A 24,179-nucleotide genomic window follows, 5' to 3' on the forward strand; every position below is an offset into this window, starting at 1 on the left:
TGTTGCAATTTGCAACCTTGCTTGATCCAGTGGTAATAACTTGCTTTATCGACTTGAAGTACCCTACACATCACTGCTATTTGAAACTCGTTTGAGTGTTCTAGCATCCATGCATATTTCACAGAGTTTCTTTGGCGAAATATGCTGTTGCCTTTTTTAGAATGTCACGCTCCTGCTTAAGGAGTTTGTTCTCGGCACGTAGGCGTTTATTCTCTTCCTCAGTTGTCTCTTTGATACTCTGATTAGTTGAAAATCCTCCTCTGGATTCTATGGGAATATTGTTGGCTTTCTTGTACTCTCTTACCCAGTTATAAAGCGTTTTTTCGTTTACATCCAAATCTTTTGCAATCTTTGCTGTTGATTCGTTTGAATTCATGACCAACTGTACGCTTGAATCTCTAAATTCTCTTGTGTATTTACTGTTTTTCATCTTCTTCTTATCCTTATTCATAGTGATATTTTATCTCAGAATTGCTAAATGTTCTGAGTATGAATAAGTGTAGCCGTATCATTGTAAGACTTTGTTATGATTGAGTTTAAACTCTACTTTGCAATCATCTGTAATATCCAAGTACTTTGCATAATGGGAGAGTTTTAAATCTTTTTTAGTGAGATTGGTTGAATACTCAATCTTTGCTTTTAATCTCTCAAGAGCCTTCTCTCTTAAGCGTTTATCTTTTTTGGCTCTTTTTGATGAGTAGGTAAGTACGAGTCTTTGGTGTATATCAAGAGAGTATTTTTGATTTTCTTGTGTATATTTTACAGTTTTATCAATCTCTATTTCATGGGTCGTACTATCATCAATAAATGTCAGGTTTGTAATTTTCTCTTTGATGCTGCCTGGTAGCATCTTAATTTTTGCACCAAGGATATATCTGTACCCGTTATTTTCAAGGTAAGCTATATTGGCATCATTTAACATACCTCTGTCAGCTACTACAATAGGCTTGTGTTTTAGTTTAAATCTTTTTTGAAAGCTTTTTAGTGCTTCAAGGAGTGTGTGCCCCTCATACTTTTTACCGTGATACACCTCATAAGAGAGAGGATACCCTTGTAGTGTTGTAAATAGACCCAGTTGTATCTGTGGCCGTGCTAATTTTCCTTCTTTGGAGAAACCTATTCTTCTTAGGTCATCTTCACTCTCACTCTCAAAAAACAGTGTTGTTACATCATAGAAGCTTACAACTAAATTGTTATCTATTTTTGCAAGTGTATCTTGATATACAGCCTCTTCAACTCTTTGTTTAATCTCATCTTTATAAAGACTATCTACCAATCTGTATATTGTCTCATCGCTAATCTCTTTCTTTTTAAAATAAAAAAGATAGTCACTTAGATACAGCTTACTCCCTGGATAGAGTATTCTTGATATTACAAGTGCTTTAAAAAGTTCATGCTTATCATTTTTCTTATACACTGATTGGAAAATAGTTTTTTTACTGATAATCCTGTCAAAGATTTTACCAAAAAAGAGTTCATCACCTATAGGAATTATTTGCTCATTTGAGATTGACAAAAACTTTAACTTTTTATCTTCTTGTTCTATGTTGTCAAACAGTGTGGGCTCTAACTCTTTTATTCTCTCTTTGCCTTTTTTTAAAAGTTCCTCTATCTCATCTGAATCTTTTGAACAGCCTATGCTCTCAATTACTTTTGATCTTCCTTTTACTTTTTTTATTATTTGGATACTGACAGAACCACTTGAGTTTTTCTTTTTTCTAACATACATAAAGGTATTATAAAAAACTTTCTCTTAAAGTTTGTGCCACCCATTTTTGAAATATGATACCCCTATTTTAGGGCTTTACAGAGGATGTTTCTCTGTTTTTCTTGAATTCGTGGAATTCAGGAATAACTTAACAGGTCTTTTAAAGTATGCTGACTATTCAAAAGGTACAGTTGCAGGATATACAAACGACATTCAAAAAATCTGGGTTGGTTTAGACTATAAATTTGCTACAAAATAAAAAGCAAATTTCATATTAACTCTAAGCGTTAAGTTTTTTAGAAACCAGGTTTCAGTCTAGTCTTTATAGGCACAAAGCCCGCACTAAAGTACGGGTTCCGAAAAAACTGATTAGGTTTTTCGGAACCTAGACTTTAGTCTAGGCTGATTTGTTTAAAAGTTTATATATTCCTTACATCACACATTAAATCTGAAGTGCATAATATCACCGTCTTGAACAATATACTCTTTTCCTTCCAATCTCATTTTTCCGGCTTCTTTGGCTTTTGCTTCACCGCCGCAGGCTATAAAATCTTCATAGGCAATCACTTCGGCACGGATGAAACCTTTTTCAAAGTCGTTATGGATGGCTGCAGCTGCTTTTGGAGCAGTTGAATTTTTTCTGATTGTCCAGGAACGTACCTCTTTGACTCCTGCTGTAAAGTAGCTCATAAGACCGAGTTTGTCAAAGCCTTTATGTATGATTTGTTCAAGTCCAGATTCTTCTACACCCAAATCTGTTAAAAATTCCTGTGCTTCTTCATCTTCAAGACCTATAAGCTCTTCTTCAACTTTTGCACACAGTTTAATGAGTTCACAATTGTTCTTTTGCGCATGTTCACGAAGCGCTTTTACGTATTCGTTGTCTTCTAGCAATCCGTCTTCGTCTGTATTTGCACCGTACATAATCTCTTTGTCGGTTAAAAAACGCACTTCACGGTTAAGCTGGCGATACTCATCAGAGTCGGCTTTTTCAAAGTTGCGTGCTAAATTCCCTTCACCCAGAAACTCTAAAAGCTCTTCCGCCATTTCTAAAACAGTTTTTGCACTTTTATCAGCTTTTGCCTGCTTTTTAAGTCTCTCGATTCGATTTGCAAGCACTTCAATATCAGCCAAAATCAATTCACCTTCGATGATTTCAACGTCACGCAGAGGATCAATGCTTCCTTCATTATGTACAATATTTTCATCTTCAAAACATCTGACAATCTGTAAAATCACTTCTGTCTCGCGTATGTTTGAAAGAAATTTGTTTCCAAGACCTTCGCCTTTGCTGGCACCTTTTACAAGCCCTGCGATGTCAACAAAATCAATAGTAGAATATTGAATTCTTTCAGGATTGACTATTTTTGCAAGTTCATGCAGTCTTTTGTCAGGAACAGGCACAACAGCCTTGTTTGGCTCTATTGTACAAAATGGGTAGTTGGCTGCCTCCGCGTTTTGTGCCTTTGTTAGTGCATTAAAAGTTGTTGATTTACCGACGTTTGGAAGTCCGACTAAGCCTATTGCTAATCCCATGATAACCCTTTAGAAATATTTTTTGAAATTATATCTAAGTAAATTTAAAATTAAGAGTGGTACAATAGGTTAAAAGTTAAAGGATGAATAAATGAGTGTACTTTTAGAATTTTCAATGTTTCCGACATCTGATAACTGTCGAGATGGCAGTTCCGTATCAAAACAGGTGGCTAAGATAGTAGACGCTATAGATAAAAGCGGCGTAGCATACCAACTCACCCCGATGGGAACAGTTGTAGAAACAAAGACAATGCGTGAGGCTTTAGACATCATTGAACTTGCGTATGAGCAGGTAAGCGGTTGTGACAGAGTCTATTCTTCACTAAAATTTGATATACGTAAAAACACGAAAAACAGACTGACTTCAAAGATTAAGTCCATAGAAACACAACTAAAGAGAGAAGTCCAAAAATAATGGACTTCCAGCTTTAGCCTAATGTTTTTCTGACAATTTTTACAGCTTCTACCATATTTTTCAAAGAGGGCTTCACTTCTTCCCATTTACGTGTTTTAAGTCCACAGTCAGGATTTATCCATAACTGCTCTTTTGGAAGTACCTCTAAGAGAGAATGAATCTGTGTGACAATCTCTTCTACAGATGGAATTCTTGGCGAATGAATATCATAAACACCTGGACCTACTTCCTGTTTATAGCCGACTTTTGCAAAAATTTTCAGCAGTTCATTTCCGCTTCTCGCCGTTTCTATTGAGATAACGTCCGCATCCATAGCTTCTATGGTTGCAATAATGTCATTAAATTCACTGTAGCACATATGTGTATGAATCTGTGTCTCTTGTTTTGCACAGCTTACCGAAAGCTTGAAGTCTCTTACAGCCCAATCTTCATACTCTTGCACTTTTGCTTTTCTCAAAGGATATCCCTCTTTAAATGCAGCTTCGTCAACCTGAATTATTTGTATACCGGCTTTTTGCAAATCATCTACTTCGTCACTGATTCCAAGTGCAATTTGTTTGCTGACTTCACTACGCTCCATATCATCCCGCACAAATGACCAGTTTAAAATCGTGACAGGGCCTGTGAGCATACCTTTCATTATTTTTTTTGTTTTGCTCTGTGCATAGGTGATCCACTCTACTGTCATTGGTTTTGGACGGGATATATCACCATAAATAAAAGGCGGTTTCACACAGCGGCTTCCATAGCTCTGCACCCAGCCGTTTTGGGAAAAGCCATAACCCTGAAGCTGTTCTCCAAAGTATTCAACCATATCATTGCGCTCTGGTTCACCATGGACCAAAATTTCAAGTCCGCACTCTTCTTGGAAAGCTACACAGTCATCTATATATTTTTTCATCTCATTTTCATAGCTTTTTTCATCCAAATTGCCATTTTTATATTCCCGTCTGGCATGTCTTATTTCAGGTGTTTGCGGAAATGAACCGATAGTTGTTGTAGCAAGTGGCAAATATTGCAGTTTTTCTTTTTGAAGCTTTATTCTCTGTTCGTATTTTCCATCACGTTCATATTTGTCAATATTGTTGATTCTCTCTTGTACTTTTTCATCATGAATCAGTTTTGAAGTTCTTCTGGAAATGTTTGCTTCTTGGTTTTCTTTTAAAAACTGAAGCTCATTTGCATCTAATGCTTCTTGAGAGTGAAAAAATATTTTACTGATAAGCGCAATTTCATCAAGTTTTTCAATACCGTAACTTAGCCAATTTTTTATTTCAGGATTCATTTTCTCTTCATATTTCAGGCTAAAGGGTACATGCAGCAAAGAGCATGAAGAAGAAACCAGGATATTATTTTTGTTTACATGTAAAGCGATGCTATTAAGCAGATTGATACTCTTCTCAATATCGTTTTTCCAAATGTTTCTTCCGTCAACTACGCTTGCAATAAGCATTTTGTCAGATTTGGCAATGAGTTCAAGTGAATCAAAGTTTTCTTTGCCATATAAAAAATCAAGTCCAAGAGCCCAAACAGGAGTATGCAAAAGAATTTTTGTTGCTTCGCATGAGTGTTCAAAATATGTTACAACTGCAATTTTTATATTTTTAGAAACATTGGCAAGTTTGTCATAGGTCGGTTTTATAAGGCTCAGCACTGTTGTCTCAAGATCTTTTACAAATATAGGTTCATCAATTTGCAAAGTAACACTCTCATCAAGTTTGGCTATTTCTTGAAGAAGATCTTCATATACAGCCAAAATTTTAGAATACAATTCATAAGTATCACCACCGTCTGCTCTTTTTGAAAGCCCTAAAAATGTCAATGGTCCTATGATGTTAATTTTACATGTAAACCCCTGTTTTTTTGCTTCTTTATATTCTGATATGATTTTATCGGCATTTAATTCGTACTCATCTTCAAGTGATAATTCAGGAACGATGTAGTGGTAGTTTGTATTAAACCATTTTGTCATCTCCATCGCTAGGGCATCTTTGTTGCCTCTTGCCATTGCAAAATAGCGTTCTTCCCCCTGCAGATGTGTAAAGCGCTTTGGCACAGCATTTAATGTGACTGCCATATCAAGCATGTTGTCATAAAAGGAAAAATCATTTGTGCTGATATATTCTATACCTGCATTTTTTTGATAGTTCCAGTGTCTTTGCTTCAATGTTTTTGCTACTTTTTCAACTTCACTAAAGCTGCTTTTTTTTGCCCAATAGCTCTCAAGGGCAAATTTCAGTTCTCTTTGTTCTCCGATTCTTGGAAATCCTACTACATACGTATTTTTTGACATAACAATATCCTTTGATTTAAGTCATTTCTGACAATATTTGTATTTGTTTTTATAAAGTTTTTTGATTAAATGATTAGGATATTGAAAGGGGAGGGTGAATACCGCTGCGGCGAAATGCGAAACATACCGTATAAAACGGGCATCTTGGAATATAGTGGTTGAGTAAAACCATCAATTTTGATTTAATGGTAAAGAAGAGATGGCAATGACACGGTTTTGAGCTGTGAAACAATGCTAATGCAGTTGCAAGAAACAGTTCTTTTAGTGACATTCTCTCTCCTTTTTTAAAATATACCGGAATTATAGCATATTTATTTTATACTTTTTAAAAACTCACTCATAAAACGGACACCTGCACCGGTTCCGCCATATACATTGACATCCCAGGGACTCTCAGTATAGGCGCTTCCGGCTATGTCAAAGTGCAGCCATTTGTCTTTGTTTTCTTCTTTGATGAAGTTGTCTAAAAAAAGTCCGGCTGTAATAGCTCCGCCATAAGGCTTGTTTGAAATATTACAGATATCGGCTATTTCACTTTTGAGTTGTTTTTTCAAATACTTGTTAAACGGCAGGGAAGCTGTCAACTCTCCGGCTCTGCCTGAAGCTTTGGAAATGTCATGTCTGAGTCTGTTGGAATGCCCCATAACACCTGTTGTATACTGTCCAAGAGCTACCATACAGGCACCCGTAAGCGTTGCAAAATCAAACAGATAATCTGCTTGAACTTTTTCCTGTGCGTAATCAAGCACATCCGCAAGCACCAGGCGACCCTCTGCATCTGTGTTTCTCACTTCTATCGTATCGCCTTTGCGAGAAGTTAAAACATCATCAGGTTTGTAGGCATTTCCGCCTATCATATTTTCAACGGCACCGACAAAAGCGTGTACTTCAATATTGAGTTTTAATTCACTGACTGCCTTGATGATACCCAGCACTGCACAGGCTCCGGCTTTGTCCATTTTCATTGTTACCATTGAGGTTGCAGGTTTCAGACTGAGTCCGCCACTGTCATAGGTCAGACCCTTTCCGACAAGAGATATAATTTTCTTCGGATTTTTTGGTTTGTATGCCAAATGAATCAGTTTTGTATCATGACACGAAGCGCGACCGACTGCAAGCATTGCCTCACATCTTTCTTTTTTGAGTTCTTTATGTCCTAAAACAGTGCATTCAAGAGAATTTTCACGTGCCAGTTTCTTTGCCAGTTTTGCAAAAGTAGGCGGATTCAAATCATCAGGAGCAATATTTACTATATCACGCGTATAACAGGTTGCATCAGCAATTATTACAGCTTCTTCAAAAGCATCTTTTAACTCTGCTATATCTTTACATGTAAGGTAAATATTTTTAAGTTTTTGTTTCTCATTTTTTGTTTTGTATTTGTTAAACTCATATCCGCCAAGGACCAAACCTTCTACAACAGCTTTTATATTGTTTTTTTCTACTGCAATACTCGCAGATTTATAGTTTGATGTTTTTAAAGACTTTATCGCTGTAGCTGCCGCACTGCGAATATTGTCAGCGCTGCTCTCTTCAATGCCGCACACAAGTATGTTCTTTTCGTACAAAGAGCACAGAGTATCTTGTTTGGCTTTGAAACCTGACTTGTTAAGCAGTTTATAGTATCTGTGTGTGCCCAGATTTTGAGGCATGACGAATTCTACACTCACATTGTTTTTTGCATTATATGCTTTTTCGGTAATTAATTTTATATTCATAGTGTTCCATTTTGTAAATTTATTTTTCTATATCATAGCAAAATATTAGCCAATAAAGAATAAAATATTAATTTTATGATAGTATACACATATGATAAAAAAACAAATTTTAATACTAGAAGTGAATCAGCACAATTTTGATGTTTTAAATTCATTATTAGAGAAACATGAGTTTACATGTAAGGCAGTGCTGAATTTAAATGAATTTAATATTTTGAAAAAAAATATAGATGAATATAATCTTATTTTGGTAAATACAAGTATTAATTATCTGGACTTAACTCAAACAATATTTGAAAGTAATTTTGACGGTTCTGTGAAAATTCCGACTGTTTTTATAGACAGTGCAGAACTATACAGCAAAGAGAAGCTTGATAAATGTTTCAAAGCCGGTGGATGTGATTATATAAAAAAACCTTTTGCCTCTTTGGAAATAATTGACAGAGTATCTTATCATTGTGAAGTATTTACAAAACTTCAGGAATATAGATTAAGAATGGATAAACTTGCTAATCTTGCAACTGTTGATCAACTTTCAAAATTAACATCAAAAATGCAAATGCAAGTTATTCTAAAATATCAAATAGACTATTATAACCGTTATCAAACAGATACAACTATAGTCTATTTTTCTCTTATTAATATTAATAAAATTATTGGTATGTTTGGTTTGTATCATGGAGAAAAACTTATATCACTTTTTGCAAAAGAATTGAAAAAGTTAATTCGTAAATCAGATGTGTTGGCAAGATGGGAAGGCTCAGATTTTATTCTTATATTGACAAATACCAGTGAAAAATTATCTGAAGTGTTTATTAAAAAAATGAGTGCAGCACTTTCTCGAGCAGAATCAATTGAAAAATCAAATCTTGAAATTGCATTTGGAATTACCAGTTTTATGGAAAATGATGAGATGAAAAATGTGATAGAAAGAGCCAAATATGCTCTTTATGAAGCAAAACAACAAAGATATGGAAAAATCTTTATTGCCTAGTTTCAATTAGTCAAAATGTAAAATATCTTTTGCCTGAATCATATCTTTGTCTCCGCGGCCTGAGAGGTTGACGATGATGAGTTTGTCTTTTATATCAGGCATCTTTTTCAAATAGGCGACTGCATGGGAACTTTCAAATGCCGGAATGATTCCCTCTTTTTGAGAAAGCCATACAAAAGCATCCAGGGCTTCCTGGTCTGTGACATTGTCATATGAAACTGATTTGTTGTCTTTGTGAAAAGCATGTTCAGGTCCAATGCCCGGGTAGTCAAGTCCCGCACTGATTGAATGCGCTTCAAGAACCTGTCCGTCTTCGTCTTGGAGCAGATAGCTCATCTGACCATGCAAAATACCTGGACGCCCTTTTTCCAAAGAACAGCCGTGTTTGTTTGTATCTAAGCCAAGTCCACCGGCTTCAATACCGATACATTGCACCTCTTTGTCATCTAAAAAGTGTTGAAACATACCGATGGCATTGCTGCCTCCTCCTATGCAGGCAAGCACATAATCGGGCAGTCTGTTCTCTTTTTGTAAAATCTGTGCTCTTGCCTCCCAGCCGATAATTGCCTGAAAGTCGCGTACCATCATAGGGTAGGGGTGTGGACCGGCGACTGTTCCTATGATGTAAAAGGTATCTCTTGCATTGGTGACCCAGTGACGGATGGCATCATTCATTGCATCTTTAAGTGTTCTGCTGCCACTCTCAACAGCATTGACCTTTGCACCAAGAAGTTTCATACGAAAAACATTCAGTTCTTGGCGCTCTACATCCTTTGCACCCATAAATATTTCACACTCCAAATCAAGCAGTGCTGCAATGGTTGCTGTTGCCACACCATGCTGTCCCGCACCGGTCTCAGCAATGACTTTTTTATAACCTAAGCGTTTTGCCATCAAACCCTGTGCAATAACATTGTTGACCTTATGAGCACCTGTATGATTTAAGTCTTCACGTTTGAGATAAACCTTTGCACCGATTTCTTTAGAAATATTTTCGGCATAAAAAAGAGGACTCGGGCGCCCTACATAATCTTTTAGATAGTAGTCGACCTCTTTCCAGAACTCTTCATCAAAACGAATAGCTTCATATTCAACTTTGAGTTGAAGAAGTGCCGGCATAAGTGTTTCAGGAACATAGCGACCACCGAAAATTCCAAAATGTCCGTTTTCGTCAGGATCATATTTTGAAGGGCTGGGAATATACATCATTAGTTAACCTCTATCACTGAATATACATCAGTTTTTTCTTGTAGTTTTTTTATACCGTCAAGGAAGGCAAGTCCTATAATAAAACAACATTCGATACATATGGCACCTGTCTGGTTGACAAGTGTGGCAGCCGCATTTGCTGTACCGCCTGTAGCTATTAAATCATCTATTACGAGGACTCTTGCACCCTTTTCATTTCCAAAAGCATCTATATGAACTTCGATTTCATCCACTCCGTATTCGAGCGCATACTTTTTGCTAATGGTTGTGTAGGGAAGTTTTCCTTTTTTGCGAATAGGCACAAATCCAATTCCGAGCATTTGCGCTAAAGCCGCTCCGAATATAAAACCTCTGGCATCAATACCGGCAATATATTCAAGATTATATTCTTTATATCTTTGGTAAAGATGATTCATCAAAACAGCATATGCCTCTTTGTTGTTGAGTAAAGTAGTGATATCTTTGAACACAATCCCCGGTTTTGGAAAATCTTGTATATCTCTGATTGAGTTTTCCAGGATTTTTTTTTCAGTTTTGCTTAGTGTTATCATTTTCATCCTTATAAAAGTGCGTCAATACGACTTTCCAGTGCTTTAATCTTTGCATTGAGTCTGTCTACTTCCTGTCTGTGTTTTGCATTTCTTTGTTTTAAAACCTTTAACTCATTTCTGAGTTTTGTCAGTTCTTCGCTTAATATATCGACATTTCCAAGAGCACGCTGGAGTTGAATCTGGTACTTTCGAATTAAAATTTCTGCCTCCTGAAGCGTTAATTTCATTAAGTCATTGCTTCTTTGTTCTTTATTTGTAATGCTTTTGAAATAAAACATTTTTACAAATAAATAGATAGAGACAATAGAGAGTATTGTTAAAAGTGACCATTCTCCAAACATAGCTTTTCCTTGAATGTTATTTGTTAGAGTGTTTCTATTTTTGCTACTCTGGCAATGTGACGGCCACCTTCAAAGCTTCCTGCTATCCATGCATCAATGATAGATTCAGCAACACCTTTTCCGACAATTCTCTCACCAAAACATAAGATATTTGCATCATTGTGTCCGCGTGCTACGGTTGCAGTATAAGCATCATGGCACAGTGCAGCACGAATACCGTGATGCCTGTTGGCTGCCATACTCATACCGATTCCGCTCCCGCAGATTAAAATACCTTGGGAGTTTTCATCTTCCAAAACCGCCGTTGCAACCTTGTGCGCATAATCAGGGTAGTCCACTCTGTCTGCACTATATGGTCCAAAATCAATTACTTCATGTCCTTTGGATTGTAAAAGCTCTACTGTCCAGTTCTTCAGTTCTAAACCTGCATGGTCGGTACCTATATAAAATTTCATTTTCTCTCCTCTAAGATAGTAACAAATGTATAATTGCCTGCACCGGCATAAAAAGTACATATTGATTTAACGGGGTCATTAAAATAATAAGTACAATAACAATCCCGTATCTGTCATATTTGTAATAAAACTCTGCAATAGAATTTATTTTATATTTTAACGCAAGATGCATTAAAAAATGCCCACCGTCAAACTGGGGAATAGGCAGCAGGTTAAATACGCCTAAAACTATATTGATAATAAGCAGTTGGTATATAAATATATAGAAAAATATATAAAACAGAGAGTCGGCAGTTGTCGGTGTACTCATAGCAGTCAGAGTAATTGCTGCGACTGCACCCATAGTGAAATTATAGACAATACCTGCCAAGTCCACCTGCATAGCGGCATTATATCCACCTCTGTTTATGACAGTAAAGGTATTGATCGGAACAGGCTTTGCCCAACCGAACAAAATACCGCCGTCCGAGCCTAACAGCATTGGTAAAAAGTACATAGTAGCAGGCACTATGATAGTTCCGACAAGATCTATGTGTGAAATTGGGTTTACTGTTAAACGCCCTGCATTTTTGGCTGTCATGTCACCGTACATGTAAGCAACCCAGCCATGCATAATTTCGTGTCCGATAATTGCAACAGCAAGTGCTAAAACGGCAGCTGCTATTTTTAATAAATCAAGTGAGTCCATAATATTCTTTGTCTTCTTTTTCTCTTTCTTGTATTGCTTTTTTTAAGTGCTCCGGTTTTTCCAGGTCGGCAGGTGTTTTTCCTATTCTGTCCCATCGAATTTTATAATCTTTGTCAATTGAGAAATAGATAAACCAGGGGGTTCCTTCAATATTTTCATAAGGAACACTTCCCCAGAAACGGCTGTCATTGGAGTGGTCACGATTGTCACCCATCATAAAATAATGATTTTTTTCGACTTTGAGCGGGTTTACATAAAAAATCTGTATCGGAAAACGCCCGTTATTTACGATTTTCGGGTCATGATGAATACCGGGATGTTTTTTCATATAAGGATTTTTTACCCACAGTTTGCCGTCAAAAATTGCTATTTCATAATCTTTATAATTCTTTTTAATCCATTCGTCACCTTCTTTAAAGTGTAGAAACAGGTTTTTATCGGCAACAAACAATTCGTCTCCGGGAAGAGCAACACAGCGTTTTACAAAATGCTGTTTAATATTTCCGGGGTATCTGAAAATGACGATATCACCGTGCTTTGGGGTATCTCCATCAACAATTTTCAACTCTTTGCTCCATGGAATAATGGGAATTTCCAAAAACGGAATATAGGGCATAGGAATACCGTACGCAAATTTTTTGGCAAAAAGGTGGTCTCCGATCAGAAGGGAGTCTTTCATGCTGCCGCTTGGAATACGAAAAGCCTGGGCAACAAAAAAGATAGTAAAAAGAACAATGACAACAGTCCCTGTCCAGGAGTTTGACCATTTATATGCTTTATGTAAGATTTTTTTCATTGAATTAATCTTTGTCTTGTGCATTGAGTTTTGCGGCTTTGAGAGTATTGCTCAAAAGCATTGCAATAGTCATCGGTCCGACACCGCCGGGAACAGGTGTGATGTATGAGCATTTTTTACTTACATTTTCAAAATCCACATCACCGACAAGTTTGCCGTTGTCTGCTCTGTTGATCCCTATATCTATGATGATGGCACCGTCTTTTACCATATCTTCTTTGATAAGATTAATAACGCCGACACCGACAAGAATAATATCTGCATTTAATGTATGTTTTTTTAAGTCATCTGTAAATATATGACATACTTCAACAGTAGCATCTGCGTTGAGCAAAAGAGCAGCCATAGGTTTTCCGACAATATTCGAAGCACCGACAACACAACAGTTCTTTCCTTTTACATCAATGTTATACTCTTGTAAAAGTTCCATTACACCAAGTGGTGTGCAGGGTACAAAACCGTCCAGATTTGTGACAAGGCGTCCTACATTGTAGGGATGAAAACCGTCAACATCTTTTGCAGGATCAACAAGTTCAAGAATTTTTGTTGTATCTATTTGCGGAGGCAGAGGAAGCTGCACAAGTATTCCGTCAATATTTGGGTTTTGATTCATCATTTTGATGGTATTTTCTATCGCATCTTGAGAAATGTCTTCTGGCATTTCATGGCTAACTGAGTAAAAACCGACTCTGTCACAGGCTTTTTTCTTCATGCTGACATATGCCTGGCTCGCAGGATCCTGCCCTACAAGTATTACGGCAAGTCCTGGAGTTCTGTCTGTTTGTGCTTTTAATTTGGCAACTTCATCTGCCACATTGTTTTCAATTTTTTTTGCAAGTGCTTTCCCATCAAGAATCTGCATTTAAACCTCTTAAATAAATTTTTTGATATTATACCCTTTTAAAATAATATTAGGCTAATGATGAAACATATCTTTTTTTTAATGATTCCCCTGTTTGTATACGCTTCAAGTACTTTTATAACACCGATGGAATATGCTTCACAACTTTATAAAAACCCAAGAGGCATAGGCTGTCAAAATTGTCACGGAGAGAACGGGGAAGGGAAAGTCATAGCTGACTATATGCATAAAAAAAAGAAAAAAAGTTTTGTCGGCCCAAGAATCAACAACATTGAGTTCGATAGTTTTTATAGAGTTTTAAACCAAAGGAAAAGAGGCATGCCGAGATATTTTTTAACGACAGAAGAAATTCAGGCATTGTATCTGTATCTGCACAAAAACGATAAAAAGAAAAAAGATGTTAAGTAAAATTACACAAGCGTACGAAAACAGGGACTTGGCTGCACTTGATGCTTTGGCTGTGCCAACATTTCGCCACATCAACAAAAAAAACAGTTTTAAATCAGTATTGATGCTTTCTTGTCATAATATTAAACATCTTTCTAAAATAGAAAGTCTTGAAGCAGAGTGCATTATGTTAAATCTGGAAGATGGTGTAAGCAAAGAAGACAAACCTTTTGCTCTCGCTTTGGCAGCTGTTTTTCTCTCTCAACTTAAAAAGAGTGACAAGAAACTGGTTGTTCGGGTGAATGCTTTGGATAAGGGTGGTTATGATGAAATTGCCTATCTTAATCAGTTTATGCCTGATGCTGTCCGTGTACCAAAAATTAAAAACAAAGAAGAAGTAAAAAATGTACTGGCTCTTTTGCATGATGACATAGACTTGCATCTTTCTATAGAAACAGCCCAGGCCTGGCATAATCTTTCTTCTTTGAAAATAAACAAAAGGGTAGGGGTGTTTTATCTTGGAATTTTAGATTTGTTTGCCGATATGGGGCTTTCACAGAGTTTGATTAATCTGCAGAATCCGACTGTGAAATATATGCTTGCACATTTTTTAGTTACAGCCAGAGCTATGAAAGTAAAACCTGTTTCCTTTGTGTTTCAGGAATTTGAAGATTTAAAAACTTTTGAACAATGGTTACTGCTTGAAAAAGAGATGGGATATGATGCAAAAGCCTGTATCTCACCGGGACAGGTGAAACTTGTACATAAAATATTTGTAGATACAGAAGAAGAGCTAAAAAGGGCAAAAATCATTGTGAAACTTTTTGAGATGCATCGTGATGAGGGTATTACCGGTTTTGTAGATGAAGAGTATGGGTTTATTGATGAGCCGATATATAAAGGTGCCTTGAAACTGTTGGCCACACAAAAAGCTTAATATCCTGCTAGATTATAAAATACATTGTATCGTATCAGCGTTGTCTCTTTTGGTCTTGGGTATCTGCTGTAGGCATACTCTATAGTCTCTTTGGTTGTATCATCAAGAATATAGTAGCCACTCTTGGAAATAAAGCGAAAACCTGTCATATCTCCGTTTGGATGCAGGTAGAATTCTATTACATTACTTCTGTTTACATGTAAACCCCGTGGGATATTGACTCTTGCAACACGATTAAGGACCTGTTGGGTAATTCTACGCATAATCTCCTGATTATCTAAAATATACTGCTGTTGTCCTGGTGTAAGTTTGCCAAATTCATCGCCGTAGAGTTTTTTGATATTTTGAGAAATATTACTGTTGTTGTGTGTGGCTTTTTTCCTGACACTTTTTGTTTCCTGGGCAGATTTGTCTTCATAAAGCCAGGAGAGTTTTTTTGGCTTTTCCTCTGGCTTTTTTATTTTTTTTGGTTGGGCTTTTTTTTCTAAAGGAATATAGGATTTTTTTGTCGGAAGAGGTTTGACCTTTGGCTGTTTCACTGTTTTTTTGATGATTTTTTTTGTTTTTTTCGGCTTGTTTAATTTTGGTTTTCTGGGTGTTTTCTTTGGTTCATATTTTACAGTTTTTTGTTTTACTATTTTTTTAAGCTGGGAACCTTTTGGCATTGGCGGAACAATGGGCGAAGGTTTGGGCTTTTGTTTTGTTATTCCTGATTTTTTATGCTTCTTTGGCATCTCTTTGAGAGATATTTTAATTCTTTTTTCTTTGGGAACTGCTTTTTTTTCTGTATCCGGTGTAAAAGTCCACACTATCCACAAAAGCAAAAACAGAAGCAGATGTATCAGTAAAGCAACGAAAAAGGCAAAAGAAGATCTGTTCAAAAATAATCCATTATTTAATTTGTGAGATTATATCAAATCAATATTAATAGTGTTGCTGTCGTTTAGCAATACTTAGATATAATTATAAAAAAATAGAGATACAAGGTTGCAAATGAATACAGAGGCATCACAAAAAGCATTTGAAGAGGCACAGCGTTTAATCCCGGGTGGGGTTGATTCACCGGTAAGAGCATTTAAGAGTGTGGGTACAACACCTCTGTTTATCACTGAGGGCAAAGGCGCCTACTTGAAAGATGTAGACGGGAATGAGTATATTGATTATGTCCAAAGTTGGGGACCTTTACTTTTTGGACATCGTGATGAAGCTATAGAAGCTGCTGTTATTGATGCCGTAAAGCATGGTTTGAGCTTTGGCGCACCGACATTGGCAGAGACAGAACTTGCAAAGCTTGTTGTCGGCTTTTTTGACTCAATTGACAAAGTACGTTTTGTAAGCAGTGGAACAGAAGCTGTTATGAGTGCTATTCGTTTGGCACGCGGCTTTACAGGGCGTGATGATATTGTGAAGTTTACAGGATGCTATCACGGACACAGTGATGCTCTTTTGGTCGAAGCGGGAAGCGGTGCGGCGACTTTTGGGAATCCTTCAAGTCCCGGTGTTCCGGCTGATTTTACAAAGCATACCCTTTTGGCGGAATACAACAATATAGAGAGTGTCAAAAAATGTTTTGCGGACTCCGACAATATTGCCTGTGTGATTATAGAACCAATTGCAGGCAATATGGGACTTGTCCCGGCTGACAAAGAGTTTTTGCATGCACTCAGAAAGCTTTGTGACGAACACGGTACTCTGCTTTTGTTTGATGAAGTGATGAGCGGATTTCGCGCAAGTGTTCACGGTGCCGAGTCCATAACAGGGGTAAAACCTGACATAGTAACACTCGGAAAGGTGATAGGCGGCGGTATGCCGGTCGGTGCCTTTGGTGCGCGCGCAGAGATAATGGCAATGCTCTCACCTGAAGGTCCTGTGTACCAGGCCGGAACTTTAAGCGGCAATCCTGTGGCAATGGCAGCAGGATATACTGCTCTGATGAAACTCAAAAACAATGCAAGAGTGATTGATGTTTTAAATGAAAGAGCCAAAAGACTGGTTGAAGGGATGCAAAGGACCGCTGCAAAGTACAATATACCTATGCAGGTAGATACAAGAGGTTCAATGTTCGGTTTTTTCTTTAATGACAAACCTGTAAAAAACTTTAGTGATGCAGCAAAGAGTGATGCAGAACTTTTTGCAAAGTTTCATACCGGCATGCTTGAGCGCGGACACTACTTTGCCTGTTCTTTGTATGAAACAGGATTTATTTCCACGGCAATTACCGATGAAATGATAGAAAATACAATACAGGCGAGTGCCGAAGTATTTAAGGAAATAACAAATGTCTGATGACACGCAGGACAAGGTGAATAGCGAAGCCAGAGAGAATGCCCCGGGGCAACGCAAACCAAGAATAAAGCCTATTGTAGAGGCAGCAGACAGTCTCTCTTTGGGTATCTCCATGGTTGTGGCGGTACTGTTGGGTGTCGGTATTGGCTGGCTGTTAAAAAGATGGACAGGTATCGAGTGGCTTTTTTGGGTAGGTGTTTTCATTGGAGTTGCAGCAGCAATATTAAATATCTACAAAGCATATTCAAAACAATACAAAGAATTTGAAAAACTGGCAAAAGAAGACAGATATGCGATAAAAAAACAGCTTGAAGATGATGAGGATGAGGATTACGGTGAAAAAAACTATTAGTATTTTTTTTGTGGTACAGATTCTGATTTTTATCACATATTTTTATTCTCAAAAAATATTTCTCAATATCGAAATTGCATTCTTAAGTGCTTTTTTGATTATACTCGGTTCCTCTTTTTCTTATAGAAAAATGGTGCAGAACAAGGTTGATACTAAAGAATATGAAGACGAAAAAGATCTGCTTGACACAATAGATGATCCGCATGGACTTTACGAAGACGACAGTATAAATAATACTCCGGCAGAAGAGCTTGATTTAAAGCAGATTGTCAAAGAAGAAAAAGCAAAAATAAAGACTTTAAGTCTGAAAAATGCAAAACATGGCTTCAGAGGAAGTGTTTCCATTATACGAATCATACCCTATATACTGCTTATATTAGGATTTATAGCTTTGAAGAACAATGAAGTACTGGAGTTGGCATATTACCTTCCGTCTCTTTTGATCGGAATTGTAACCGGTGCTTTGGTCTATAAAGAAGTTTTAGCTTAAGGGCAAAGATCAGTGTGTTATGATTGGAAGATGTATGGATATTGATTTTTTAGTAATTTCTACATAAAAATCATATTTATCAGCGAGCATTTTGATGTCTGGCAACATTTCACTGTCAATGTTGTCCGCTATAACGGAGATAGAAAAAAGACCATATTTTTTATCATGAAACTTGATATATTCTCCAACAATATAGGAAATTTTTGTTTCAATAACTCTGCTTTTTTGAGATGCTTTGTATATAAAATTTAATAATTTGATTAAATTGTTGGCATTGACAACAACATCAGGAATAGTCGGGTCATAGTTTTTAATAAAATTTATTTCGGAACTGATGGAATTTGAAGCAATGCACAAATCCGTAATCGTAAATATATTTGTGAGTTCACCGTCAGGTTTTTTTGTATTTATTTTGTAGGTTGGTGCCTGGTAGAGTTTGATACCTATACACTCTTCGTCTTCATAGCCGACCGTAATGGCAAAAAATTTATATCTGCCGTATTCCAGTTCCAAAAAGGTTGTTTTGAAGCCAAAGGTTATGTTGGCATAGGTTTGGGCAAGATTAAAAAGTTCACTGGGCTGGACAGATCCCAGTAGAAACTGAGCTTCTGTATTGAGAGAAATTATTTTTCCATTAGAACGGAATAAAATAAATGGATTATAATCGTTTTCTATCCATTTTTGTTCCAATGTCATATTCATCATTATTCTTCGATATAGTTTTTGAGTTTTCGTCCAACTTTAGGATGTTTGAGTTTTTTGATGGCACTTGATTCAATTTGACGAACACGCTCACGGGTTACACTGAGTTCTTTCCCAATCTCTTCGAGTGTTCTGTCACTCTCATCATCCATAATTCCGAAACGGAGTTTGATAACGGCTTTTTCTCTTTCGTTTAACTGCTCAAGAACCTGTTCAATCTGAATTCTCAAGTCATCTTTTAAAATTGCATCAGAAGGAGAAAGAGATGTTTTATCTTCTATAAAGTCTCCAAAACGGCCGTCATCCTCGCTGCCGATAGGAGCTTCAAGAGAGATAGGCTCTTTGGTGATTTTGATGACATTTTTGACTTTTTCAACTGATAAGCCGACTTCCTGTGCAATTGTATCAACATCCGGCTCTTTTCCATTTTCCTGCAGGTGTTTACGCATAATTTTATTGATACGGTTAATCGTTTCAATCATATGAATAGGGATACGGATTGTTCTGGCCTGATCGGCAATAGCACGGGAAATAGCCTGACGAATCCACCATGTTGCGTAGGTTGAAAATTTGTATCCTTTTTGATATTCAAATTTGTCAACTGCTTTCATAAGACCGATATTTCCTTCCTGGATAAGGTCGAGGAAAGGCAAACCGCGATTGGTATAGCGCTTGGCAATGGAAACTACAAGACGCAGGTTTGATTTTGCCATTTTTGTTTTGGAAATTTCCGAGATATTTTTACCGCGTTTGATCTGCTCTAAAATATCAGCAAGTTTTTCCGGTTCCATATCAAAGCTGTTTTTTGAAGCCTCTTTTGTCTGTACCAGTTTTTTAATTTCCATATAGGTTGAAACCATTGTCGCCTCAGGCACCATATTGGCAATATCTTCTTTTGTCAGATCCTGAATCTTTTCCACTAAAATTTTATGATTTGCTTTTAATGTGGCATTAAAAAGAGGCAGTTTGTACTCTAAACGTTTCAACTCTTTATCGTACCCTTCATCACTTTTGAGTGTTGTTTCCATTGCTTTTACCAATTCATTTATAAGCTTTGAAGTAGGTCCGAGGTCAAGAAGTTTTTCTTTGAGTACAGATTTTTTATATGTTACAGTCAAGTAGTAATGCACAATTTCTTCTGTAAGTTCTCCGTCAAGATTTTCAGGTGCTTTTTCTGTGGCTTTTACCCAGTCTTTTTTCGCTTTTTCCAAAGCTTTGAAACTTGTAGATACTTTTTCAACTCTGCTTTTGTCTTTTACAGACAATGTTTTTTCTGCAGAGTCATCATCTGTATCATCATCTCCGTCATCTTTTTCGTCTTCAAAACTTTTAAAGAGTTCTTTGACGCGTCTTTCACGGTTAATAAGAGGTTCTTTGTAGTCTAGAATGAAATCTATCAAATAGGGAACAGAACATATGGCATCTATAATGATGCTTTCTCCGGCTTCTATTTTTTTAGAAATTTCAATCTCTTCTTCTTTTGTCAGAAGTGGAATTTGTCCCATTTCCCGAAGATACATACGAACAGGAGAATCTGAGCGGGACCATTCAAGAAGTTCATGCTCTTTTAAAATATCAAATTTGTCTGTCTCATTGTCTTCGAGCATTTTTCGCTGGGCGCTTCTGCGTGCTTCTGCTTCCTGGTCATTTAGTTTTTTAGCATGTTCGCTGGATGTATAAATACATTTTTTGTGTTTTTGGAGAAGTTTATAAATATTTTTTGCCTGGGCAGCTGTAGGCTGTTTGTCAAAAAATTCGATTAAAGATTCATAAGTGACACAATCTTTGGACTTGTGCTCTTCAAAAAAGGTCTCTAAAGCTTTGTTGAGTTCTTTTGCTGTCATATGGGAGGGTGCTCCAATTGAGTTAAGGTTTTTAAAAGGTGGATTATACCGAAATATTCTTAACAGATGCTTTTTTTTGAATAAAATTTTGTTGGAACGGACATTGCTTATTACATGTAAATCAATACAGGGGCAATAAATGCAAACAGGCTATTACAGTTCTGCTGCCGGGATGGTAACGCAGTTTAACAGACTTGATACCATTGCAAATAATTTGGCAAATGTGAATACAAACGGTTTTAAAGAAGATCAGCTTATTGTCGGTGATTTTATGCGGCTGTATAAAGAGGCCAGAGATGAGCTTCCAAATAGTGACAATTCCAAAGAGGGTGCGGCATTTCTCAACAGAACAATGACACGGGCACCGCAGATAGTAGACTCTTATACTGACTATTCTGTTGGAAATATGCAAAAAAGTTCAAATTCTTTGGATTTTGCACTTTCTCGAGAGGGATTGTTTTTTGCAGTAAAAACCCCCGAGGGCATACGCCTTACCCGTGACGGTGCTTTTACCCTGAATGATGAAGGAAAGCTCATTACCAAACAGGGGTATGAGGTACTTCCAAGTGATTATCAGAAGTCAAAAGAGGGAATCAGTTTTGCGACAATGGACAGTGTTATAGAAGTAGATAAAAATGGGCAGATTTTTACCAATGTTCCAAACAGTCTCTCTCTGGTGGAAAATAAAAAATTATTTATTGCCCAGCCTGAAAATATCAAAGATCTTATCAAAGAGGGAGACAATCTTTATAAACTTCCAAATACAGACTCTTTAACAAGTATTGAACAAAGTGGTGCAGTCAGACAGGGTTTTGTGGAAAAAAGCAATGTAAATGCAGTAAAAATGATGACACAGCTCATAGAAACAAACAGACTCGTAGGAATGTACCAAAAGGTAATGGACGCTCAAATGAATGACATGAACAGAGACGCAATAGAAAAACTTGCGAAAAAAGCATAACATGACTTTTTTAAGAGCAACCAGTTGCGTGGGCTTCCTGCCGAAGGAAACCCAGTGTTAACGCAGCTAAAAGAATTACTTCTTTTGGCGTACTGAAAGGGACAAACGGTTCCCTTCATTTTATGAAATAAAATTAAGGATAGAACAAAATGATGCAATCACTCTATACAGCTTCAACAGGAATGTTGGGGATGCAGACACAAATTGATACGACGGCCAATAATATTGCCAATGTGAACACTATTGGGTTTAAGAAATCCCGTGCAGAATTTGCTGACTTGATGTATCATGTGATGGAATATGCAGGAACATCAACCAGTGATACAACCAAAAGTCCTACCGGAATTGAGGTTGGTTTAGGTGTCCGTCCGACGGCAATAAATAAAATATTCTCCGAAGGATCTTTAAAGCAGACAGATAACAATCTGGATCTGGCTATTACGGGCAGAGGTTTTTTTAAAATGGAACTGCCTGACGGGACACAGGTTTACTCTAAAAACGGTTCTTTCAAAATAGATCAAAACGGAACGATTGTCAACAGTGACGGATACACACTGGTACCACAGATTGTAATTCCGCCTGATGCGACAAATATCAATATCGGTACCGACGGAACAGTGACAGTGATTCAGCCCGGACAGACGCAGGCAACACAGATAGGACAGATTCAAACAACAAATTTTATAAATCCGGCCGGTTTGCATGCCATGGGTGACAATCTCTATCTTGAAACAGACAGTTCGGGACAACCGGTTGAAGGGATTCCCGGTATTGATGGGCTCGGGACACTGAGACAGGGGTTTGTGGAACTCAGTAATGTTGAACTGGTAGTTGAACTGACAGATTTGATTACCGGTCAACGTGCCTATGATGCAAATTCAAAAATCATTACCACCAGTGACGAAATGCTTCAAACTACAAACAATCTCAAGCGATAACATAGCTGTGCAACTGCATTGATATTTGTTAATATTAATGCAGTTCTTTTGTAAAATTATTTTTTAATTAACTTCATATAACATTTTAGATATAATCGCAAAATTATTTAGTAAAAACAATAGGATTTTAGATGCAAAAAGCAAACATAAATGGAAAAGTTTGGAAATTTGGAAAAGATATAGATACCGATTTGATTATTGCTGCAAGATATTTAAATACTTCAGTACCAGAAGAACTGGCAAAACATGTAATGGAAGATGCTGATCCTGAATTTGTAAATAAAATGTCTCCCGGGGATGTTATCGTCGCAGGCGAAAATTTTGGATGCGGAAGTTCTCGTGAACATGCACCGATTGCATTAAAAGCTGCCGGTGTTGCTGCCATCATTGCACCTACATTTGCCAGAATCTTTTACAGAAATGCATTTAATATGGGGCTGCCTATATTTGAACTTAAAGAAGCAGATGAGATTCAGGAGGGTGATGCAATCAGTATTGATATGAATGCAGGCACAATCACAAACCAAAGTACAGATAAAACATATAAATTTACTCCGATCCCTGCTTTTATGCAGGAGCTGATAGATGCAGGCGGTTTAATGAACTTTGCAAAAAATGAAGTAGAAGGAAAAAAATAGATGAAATCATACAAAATAGCACTGATAAAAGGTGATGGAATTGGTCCTGAAATTATTGACGAGGCTGTAAAAGTTTTGGATGCAGTTGCATCATACAGCGGGTTTATTCTGAAATATGAAGATTTATTAATGGGCGGATGTGCGTATGACATTACAGGTGATCCGCTTCCTCAAGAGACAATTTCCGGAGCATTGAATTCCGATGCTGTTCTTTTTGGTGCTATCGGCGGTGAAAAATGGGACACTCTTCCACGTGAAAAGCGTCCTGAAAGCGGTCTTTTGCGTTTTAGAAAAGAGCTTGGTGTGTATGCCAATTTGCGTCCGGCAGTTGTATATGATGAACTCGTAAATGCTTCTTCATTAAAGCCGGAAGTCGTCCGCGGTGTTGACTTAATGGTGGTTCGCGAACTTATCGGCGGTATTTATTTTGGTGAGCCAAAAGGACGCGATGCAACCAAAGGCTGGAACACTATGGTGTATACACGCGATGAAATCGTGCGTATTGCCCATCAGGCATTTAAAATTGCAATGACTCGCAGCAAACGTGTATGTTCCATCGACAAAGCAAATGTTTTGGATGTTTCCCAGTTATGGAGAGAGACGGTCGAAGAAGTAGCAAAAGAGTATCCGGAAGTAGAACTTTCCCATATGTATGTGGACAATGCCGCAATGCAGCTTATCCGTGATCCAAAGCAGTTTGATGTAATGCTTACAGGAAATATATTTGGCGACATATTAAGTGATGAGGCAAGTATGCTCTCGGGTTCCATAGGACTGCTGCCATCCGCTTCCATCGGTGCTAAAATCGGTGTATATGAACCTATTCACGGTTCAGCCCCTGATATTGCAGGACAGGGGATTGCAAATCCTATAGCAACTATTTCTTCTGCATCAATGATGCTTCGATATGCACTTAATGAAGAAGAGGCTGCCAACAAAATTGACAATGCCATCAAAAAAACATTAAGCGAAGGCTACAGAACAGGTGACTTGGCTCAGTTTGATGCAAAAGAAGTCTGCTCAACAAGTGAAATGGGCTCAATTATTGCAAACTACATAGAAAAGTAGGCTGATTTCA

The 24,179-nt window shown here is 37.3% G+C and carries 28 protein-coding genes; 12 read left to right on the forward strand and 16 right to left on the reverse strand.

Features of this window, described 5'->3' with window-relative positions:
* Positions 1–118: 118 nt before the first annotated feature.
* Positions 119–430: a transposase gene (locus ACM66U_RS05735; protein WP_418641375.1), complete on the reverse strand. Its 312-nt coding sequence runs from the start codon at positions 428–430 to the stop codon at positions 119–121.
* Positions 431–508: 78 nt separating this feature from the next.
* Positions 509–1,729 (reverse strand): IS1634 family transposase, encoded by a 1,221-nt coding sequence (locus ACM66U_RS05740; protein WP_418641376.1) that lies wholly within the window; start codon positions 1,727–1,729, stop codon positions 509–511.
* A 46-nt stretch (positions 1,730–1,775) separates the two neighbouring features.
* Here ACM66U_RS05740 and ACM66U_RS05745 point away from each other — a divergent pair, with 46 nt between their 5' ends.
* Complete coding sequence (locus tag ACM66U_RS05745; RefSeq protein WP_418641377.1) at positions 1,776–1,967, forward strand: hypothetical protein; 192 nt, start codon at positions 1,776–1,778, stop codon at positions 1,965–1,967.
* Between the two features lie 176 nt (positions 1,968–2,143).
* Here ACM66U_RS05745 and ychF read toward each other — a convergent pair whose 3' ends face one another.
* Complete coding sequence (gene ychF, locus ACM66U_RS05750) at positions 2,144–3,244, reverse strand: redox-regulated ATPase YchF (RefSeq protein ID WP_346388723.1); 1,101 nt, start codon at positions 3,242–3,244, stop codon at positions 2,144–2,146.
* Positions 3,245–3,335: 91 nt separating this feature from the next.
* On the opposite strand from ychF, the gene ACM66U_RS05755 reads away from it, so the two are divergent.
* On the forward strand, positions 3,336–3,659 hold the full coding sequence (locus ACM66U_RS05755) for an MTH1187 family thiamine-binding protein (RefSeq protein ID WP_151900387.1): 324 nt from the start codon (positions 3,336–3,338) through the stop codon (positions 3,657–3,659).
* Positions 3,660–3,672: 13 nt separating this feature from the next.
* Here the strand turns inward: ACM66U_RS05755 and metE are convergent, their stop codons facing one another.
* From metE to ACM66U_RS05770, 3 genes are all read right to left on the reverse strand, one after another.
* The gene (gene metE, locus ACM66U_RS05760) at positions 3,673–5,952 is read right to left on the reverse strand and encodes a 5-methyltetrahydropteroyltriglutamate--homocysteine S-methyltransferase (protein ID WP_418641378.1); all 2,280 of its coding nucleotides are present in this window, start codon (positions 5,950–5,952) and stop codon (positions 3,673–3,675) included.
* A gap of 73 nt (positions 5,953–6,025) precedes the next feature.
* A complete protein-coding gene (locus tag ACM66U_RS05765; protein WP_151900385.1) occupies positions 6,026–6,223 on the reverse strand; it encodes a hypothetical protein in 198 nt (65 codons plus the stop codon).
* A gap of 40 nt (positions 6,224–6,263) precedes the next feature.
* Positions 6,264–7,670, reverse strand: a complete 1,407-nt coding sequence (locus ACM66U_RS05770; RefSeq protein ID WP_418641379.1) for a leucyl aminopeptidase — start codon at positions 7,668–7,670, stop codon at positions 6,264–6,266.
* 91 nt (positions 7,671–7,761) lie between these two features.
* On the opposite strand from ACM66U_RS05770, the gene ACM66U_RS05775 reads away from it, so the two are divergent.
* Positions 7,762–8,664, forward strand: a complete 903-nt coding sequence (locus ACM66U_RS05775) for a diguanylate cyclase domain-containing protein (RefSeq protein ID WP_418641380.1) — start codon at positions 7,762–7,764, stop codon at positions 8,662–8,664.
* Positions 8,665–8,670: 6 nt separating this feature from the next.
* On the opposite strand, the gene trpB is transcribed toward ACM66U_RS05775, so the two are convergent.
* From trpB to folD, 7 genes are read right to left on the reverse strand one after another with little or no spacing between them, the layout of a single operon-like run.
* A complete protein-coding gene (gene trpB, locus ACM66U_RS05780; RefSeq protein ID WP_151901520.1) occupies positions 8,671–9,870 on the reverse strand; it encodes a tryptophan synthase subunit beta in 1,200 nt (399 codons plus the stop codon).
* 2 nt (positions 9,871–9,872) lie between these two features.
* Positions 9,873–10,424: an adenine phosphoribosyltransferase gene (locus ACM66U_RS05785; protein WP_418641381.1), complete on the reverse strand. Its 552-nt coding sequence runs from the start codon at positions 10,422–10,424 to the stop codon at positions 9,873–9,875.
* An 8-nt stretch (positions 10,425–10,432) separates the two neighbouring features.
* Complete coding sequence (locus ACM66U_RS05790; RefSeq protein WP_151900383.1) at positions 10,433–10,765, reverse strand: hypothetical protein; 333 nt, start codon at positions 10,763–10,765, stop codon at positions 10,433–10,435.
* 23 nt (positions 10,766–10,788) lie between these two features.
* A complete protein-coding gene (rpiB, locus tag ACM66U_RS05795; protein ID WP_151900382.1) occupies positions 10,789–11,220 on the reverse strand; it encodes a ribose 5-phosphate isomerase B in 432 nt (143 codons plus the stop codon).
* Between the two features lie 10 nt (positions 11,221–11,230).
* On the reverse strand, positions 11,231–11,908 hold the full coding sequence (locus tag ACM66U_RS05800; RefSeq protein ID WP_151900381.1) for a site-2 protease family protein: 678 nt from the start codon (positions 11,906–11,908) through the stop codon (positions 11,231–11,233).
* On the reverse strand, positions 11,895–12,704 hold the full coding sequence (lepB, locus tag ACM66U_RS05805; RefSeq protein ID WP_151900380.1) for a signal peptidase I: 810 nt from the start codon (positions 12,702–12,704) through the stop codon (positions 11,895–11,897). The genes ACM66U_RS05800 and lepB overlap by 14 nt, the downstream gene beginning before the upstream one ends.
* Before the next feature lie 4 nt (positions 12,705–12,708).
* Complete coding sequence (folD, locus tag ACM66U_RS05810; RefSeq protein ID WP_418641382.1) at positions 12,709–13,566, reverse strand: bifunctional methylenetetrahydrofolate dehydrogenase/methenyltetrahydrofolate cyclohydrolase FolD; 858 nt, start codon at positions 13,564–13,566, stop codon at positions 12,709–12,711.
* A 60-nt stretch (positions 13,567–13,626) separates the two neighbouring features.
* Between folD and ACM66U_RS05815 the strand changes: the two genes are divergently transcribed.
* Positions 13,627–13,974, forward strand: coding sequence for a cytochrome c (locus ACM66U_RS05815; RefSeq protein ID WP_346388728.1), 348 nt, complete (start codon positions 13,627–13,629; stop codon positions 13,972–13,974).
* Complete coding sequence (locus ACM66U_RS05820) at positions 13,964–14,890, forward strand: HpcH/HpaI aldolase/citrate lyase family protein (protein WP_418641383.1); 927 nt, start codon at positions 13,964–13,966, stop codon at positions 14,888–14,890. Before ACM66U_RS05815 ends, ACM66U_RS05820 begins: the two co-directional genes overlap by 11 nt.
* Here ACM66U_RS05820 and ACM66U_RS05825 read toward each other — a convergent pair.
* On the reverse strand, positions 14,887–15,771 hold the full coding sequence (locus ACM66U_RS05825; protein WP_346388730.1) for a hypothetical protein: 885 nt from the start codon (positions 15,769–15,771) through the stop codon (positions 14,887–14,889). The two genes, ACM66U_RS05820 and ACM66U_RS05825, sit on opposite strands and share 4 nt — an antisense overlap.
* 112 nt (positions 15,772–15,883) lie before the next feature.
* On the opposite strand from ACM66U_RS05825, the gene hemL reads away from it, so the two are divergent.
* Genes hemL through ACM66U_RS05840 form a run of 3 tightly spaced genes read left to right on the forward strand, consistent with a single transcriptional unit; the run spans position 15,884 to position 18,018 of the window.
* Positions 15,884–17,176, forward strand: coding sequence for a glutamate-1-semialdehyde 2,1-aminomutase (gene hemL, locus ACM66U_RS05830; protein ID WP_418641384.1), 1,293 nt, complete (start codon positions 15,884–15,886; stop codon positions 17,174–17,176).
* Positions 17,169–17,528, forward strand: coding sequence for an AtpZ/AtpI family protein (locus ACM66U_RS05835; protein ID WP_346388732.1), 360 nt, complete (start codon positions 17,169–17,171; stop codon positions 17,526–17,528). Before hemL ends, ACM66U_RS05835 begins: the two co-directional genes overlap by 8 nt.
* The gene (locus tag ACM66U_RS05840; protein ID WP_418641385.1) at positions 17,512–18,018 is read left to right on the forward strand and encodes a hypothetical protein; all 507 of its coding nucleotides are present in this window, start codon (positions 17,512–17,514) and stop codon (positions 18,016–18,018) included. Before ACM66U_RS05835 ends, ACM66U_RS05840 begins: the two co-directional genes overlap by 17 nt.
* 9 nt (positions 18,019–18,027) lie before the next feature.
* On the opposite strand, the gene ACM66U_RS05845 is transcribed toward ACM66U_RS05840, so the two are convergent.
* Both ACM66U_RS05845 and rpoD read right to left on the reverse strand, forming a co-directional pair.
* Positions 18,028–18,723 carry a hypothetical protein gene (locus ACM66U_RS05845; RefSeq protein WP_346388733.1) on the reverse strand — a complete coding sequence of 232 codons (696 nt, stop codon included), beginning with the start codon at positions 18,721–18,723 and terminating at the stop codon, positions 18,028–18,030.
* Positions 18,723–20,564 carry an RNA polymerase sigma factor RpoD gene (rpoD, locus tag ACM66U_RS05850; protein ID WP_151900373.1) on the reverse strand — a complete coding sequence of 614 codons (1,842 nt, stop codon included), beginning with the start codon at positions 20,562–20,564 and terminating at the stop codon, positions 18,723–18,725. The genes ACM66U_RS05845 and rpoD overlap by 1 nt, the downstream gene beginning before the upstream one ends.
* 139 nt (positions 20,565–20,703) lie before the next feature.
* Here rpoD and ACM66U_RS05855 point away from each other — a divergent pair, with 139 nt between their 5' ends.
* The 4 genes from ACM66U_RS05855 (at position 20,704) to leuB (ending at position 24,169) form a co-directional block, all read left to right on the forward strand.
* A complete protein-coding gene (locus tag ACM66U_RS05855) occupies positions 20,704–21,525 on the forward strand; it encodes a flagellar hook-basal body protein (protein WP_418641386.1) in 822 nt (273 codons plus the stop codon).
* Positions 21,526–21,674: 149 nt separating this feature from the next.
* Complete coding sequence (gene flgG, locus ACM66U_RS05860; protein ID WP_151900371.1) at positions 21,675–22,463, forward strand: flagellar basal-body rod protein FlgG; 789 nt, start codon at positions 21,675–21,677, stop codon at positions 22,461–22,463.
* A 131-nt stretch (positions 22,464–22,594) separates the two neighbouring features.
* Positions 22,595–23,101: a 3-isopropylmalate dehydratase small subunit gene (locus tag ACM66U_RS05865; protein ID WP_151900370.1), complete on the forward strand. Its 507-nt coding sequence runs from the start codon at positions 22,595–22,597 to the stop codon at positions 23,099–23,101.
* Positions 23,102–24,169 (forward strand): 3-isopropylmalate dehydrogenase, encoded by a 1,068-nt coding sequence (gene leuB, locus ACM66U_RS05870; RefSeq protein ID WP_151900369.1) that lies wholly within the window; start codon positions 23,102–23,104, stop codon positions 24,167–24,169. It begins immediately after the preceding gene.
* The last annotated feature ends 10 nt before the right edge of the window (positions 24,170–24,179 follow it).

The sequence above is a fragment of the Sulfurimonas sp. ST-27 genome (assembly GCF_048081595.1).
Taxonomy (GTDB): domain Bacteria; phylum Campylobacterota; class Campylobacteria; order Campylobacterales; family Sulfurimonadaceae; genus Sulfurimonas; species Sulfurimonas hydrogeniphila.

What these genes read in the sequence shown, in the direction of transcription:
- ACM66U_RS05865 (WP_151900370.1), top strand. Translation starts at nt 22,595, where the DNA reads ATGCAAAAAGCAAACATAAATGGAAAAGTTTGGAAATTTGGAAAAGAT.
- metE (WP_418641378.1), bottom strand. Translation starts at nt 5,952, where the DNA reads ATGTCAAAAAATACGTATGTAGTAGGATTTCCAAGAATCGGAGAACAA.
- ACM66U_RS05815 (WP_346388728.1), top strand. Translation starts at nt 13,627, where the DNA reads ATGAAACATATCTTTTTTTTAATGATTCCCCTGTTTGTATACGCTTCA.
- rpiB (WP_151900382.1), bottom strand. Translation starts at nt 11,220, where the DNA reads ATGAAATTTTATATAGGTACCGACCATGCAGGTTTAGAACTGAAGAAC.
- ACM66U_RS05820 (WP_418641383.1), top strand. Translation starts at nt 13,964, where the DNA reads ATGTTAAGTAAAATTACACAAGCGTACGAAAACAGGGACTTGGCTGCA.
- ACM66U_RS05755 (WP_151900387.1), top strand. Translation starts at nt 3,336, where the DNA reads ATGAGTGTACTTTTAGAATTTTCAATGTTTCCGACATCTGATAACTGT.
- flgG (WP_151900371.1), top strand. Translation starts at nt 21,675, where the DNA reads ATGATGCAATCACTCTATACAGCTTCAACAGGAATGTTGGGGATGCAG.
- ACM66U_RS05835 (WP_346388732.1), top strand. Translation starts at nt 17,169, where the DNA reads ATGTCTGATGACACGCAGGACAAGGTGAATAGCGAAGCCAGAGAGAAT.
- ACM66U_RS05765 (WP_151900385.1), bottom strand. Translation starts at nt 6,223, where the DNA reads ATGTCACTAAAAGAACTGTTTCTTGCAACTGCATTAGCATTGTTTCAC.
- trpB (WP_151901520.1), bottom strand. Translation starts at nt 9,870, where the DNA reads ATGTATATTCCCAGCCCTTCAAAATATGATCCTGACGAAAACGGACAT.
- ychF (WP_346388723.1), bottom strand. Translation starts at nt 3,244, where the DNA reads ATGGGATTAGCAATAGGCTTAGTCGGACTTCCAAACGTCGGTAAATCA.
- ACM66U_RS05775 (WP_418641380.1), top strand. Translation starts at nt 7,762, where the DNA reads ATGATAAAAAAACAAATTTTAATACTAGAAGTGAATCAGCACAATTTT.
- ACM66U_RS05740 (WP_418641376.1), bottom strand. Translation starts at nt 1,729, where the DNA reads ATGTATGTTAGAAAAAAGAAAAACTCAAGTGGTTCTGTCAGTATCCAA.
- folD (WP_418641382.1), bottom strand. Translation starts at nt 13,566, where the DNA reads ATGCAGATTCTTGATGGGAAAGCACTTGCAAAAAAAATTGAAAACAAT.
- ACM66U_RS05790 (WP_151900383.1), bottom strand. Translation starts at nt 10,765, where the DNA reads ATGTTTGGAGAATGGTCACTTTTAACAATACTCTCTATTGTCTCTATC.
- lepB (WP_151900380.1), bottom strand. Translation starts at nt 12,704, where the DNA reads ATGAAAAAAATCTTACATAAAGCATATAAATGGTCAAACTCCTGGACA.
- ACM66U_RS05770 (WP_418641379.1), bottom strand. Translation starts at nt 7,670, where the DNA reads ATGAATATAAAATTAATTACCGAAAAAGCATATAATGCAAAAAACAAT.
- hemL (WP_418641384.1), top strand. Translation starts at nt 15,884, where the DNA reads ATGAATACAGAGGCATCACAAAAAGCATTTGAAGAGGCACAGCGTTTA.
- rpoD (WP_151900373.1), bottom strand. Translation starts at nt 20,564, where the DNA reads ATGACAGCAAAAGAACTCAACAAAGCTTTAGAGACCTTTTTTGAAGAG.
- ACM66U_RS05855 (WP_418641386.1), top strand. Translation starts at nt 20,704, where the DNA reads ATGCAAACAGGCTATTACAGTTCTGCTGCCGGGATGGTAACGCAGTTT.
- leuB (WP_151900369.1), top strand. Translation starts at nt 23,102, where the DNA reads ATGAAATCATACAAAATAGCACTGATAAAAGGTGATGGAATTGGTCCT.
- ACM66U_RS05785 (WP_418641381.1), bottom strand. Translation starts at nt 10,424, where the DNA reads ATGATAACACTAAGCAAAACTGAAAAAAAAATCCTGGAAAACTCAATC.
- ACM66U_RS05845 (WP_346388733.1), bottom strand. Translation starts at nt 18,723, where the DNA reads ATGATGAATATGACATTGGAACAAAAATGGATAGAAAACGATTATAAT.
- ACM66U_RS05800 (WP_151900381.1), bottom strand. Translation starts at nt 11,908, where the DNA reads ATGGACTCACTTGATTTATTAAAAATAGCAGCTGCCGTTTTAGCACTT.
- ACM66U_RS05735 (WP_418641375.1), bottom strand. Translation starts at nt 430, where the DNA reads ATGAAAAACAGTAAATACACAAGAGAATTTAGAGATTCAAGCGTACAG.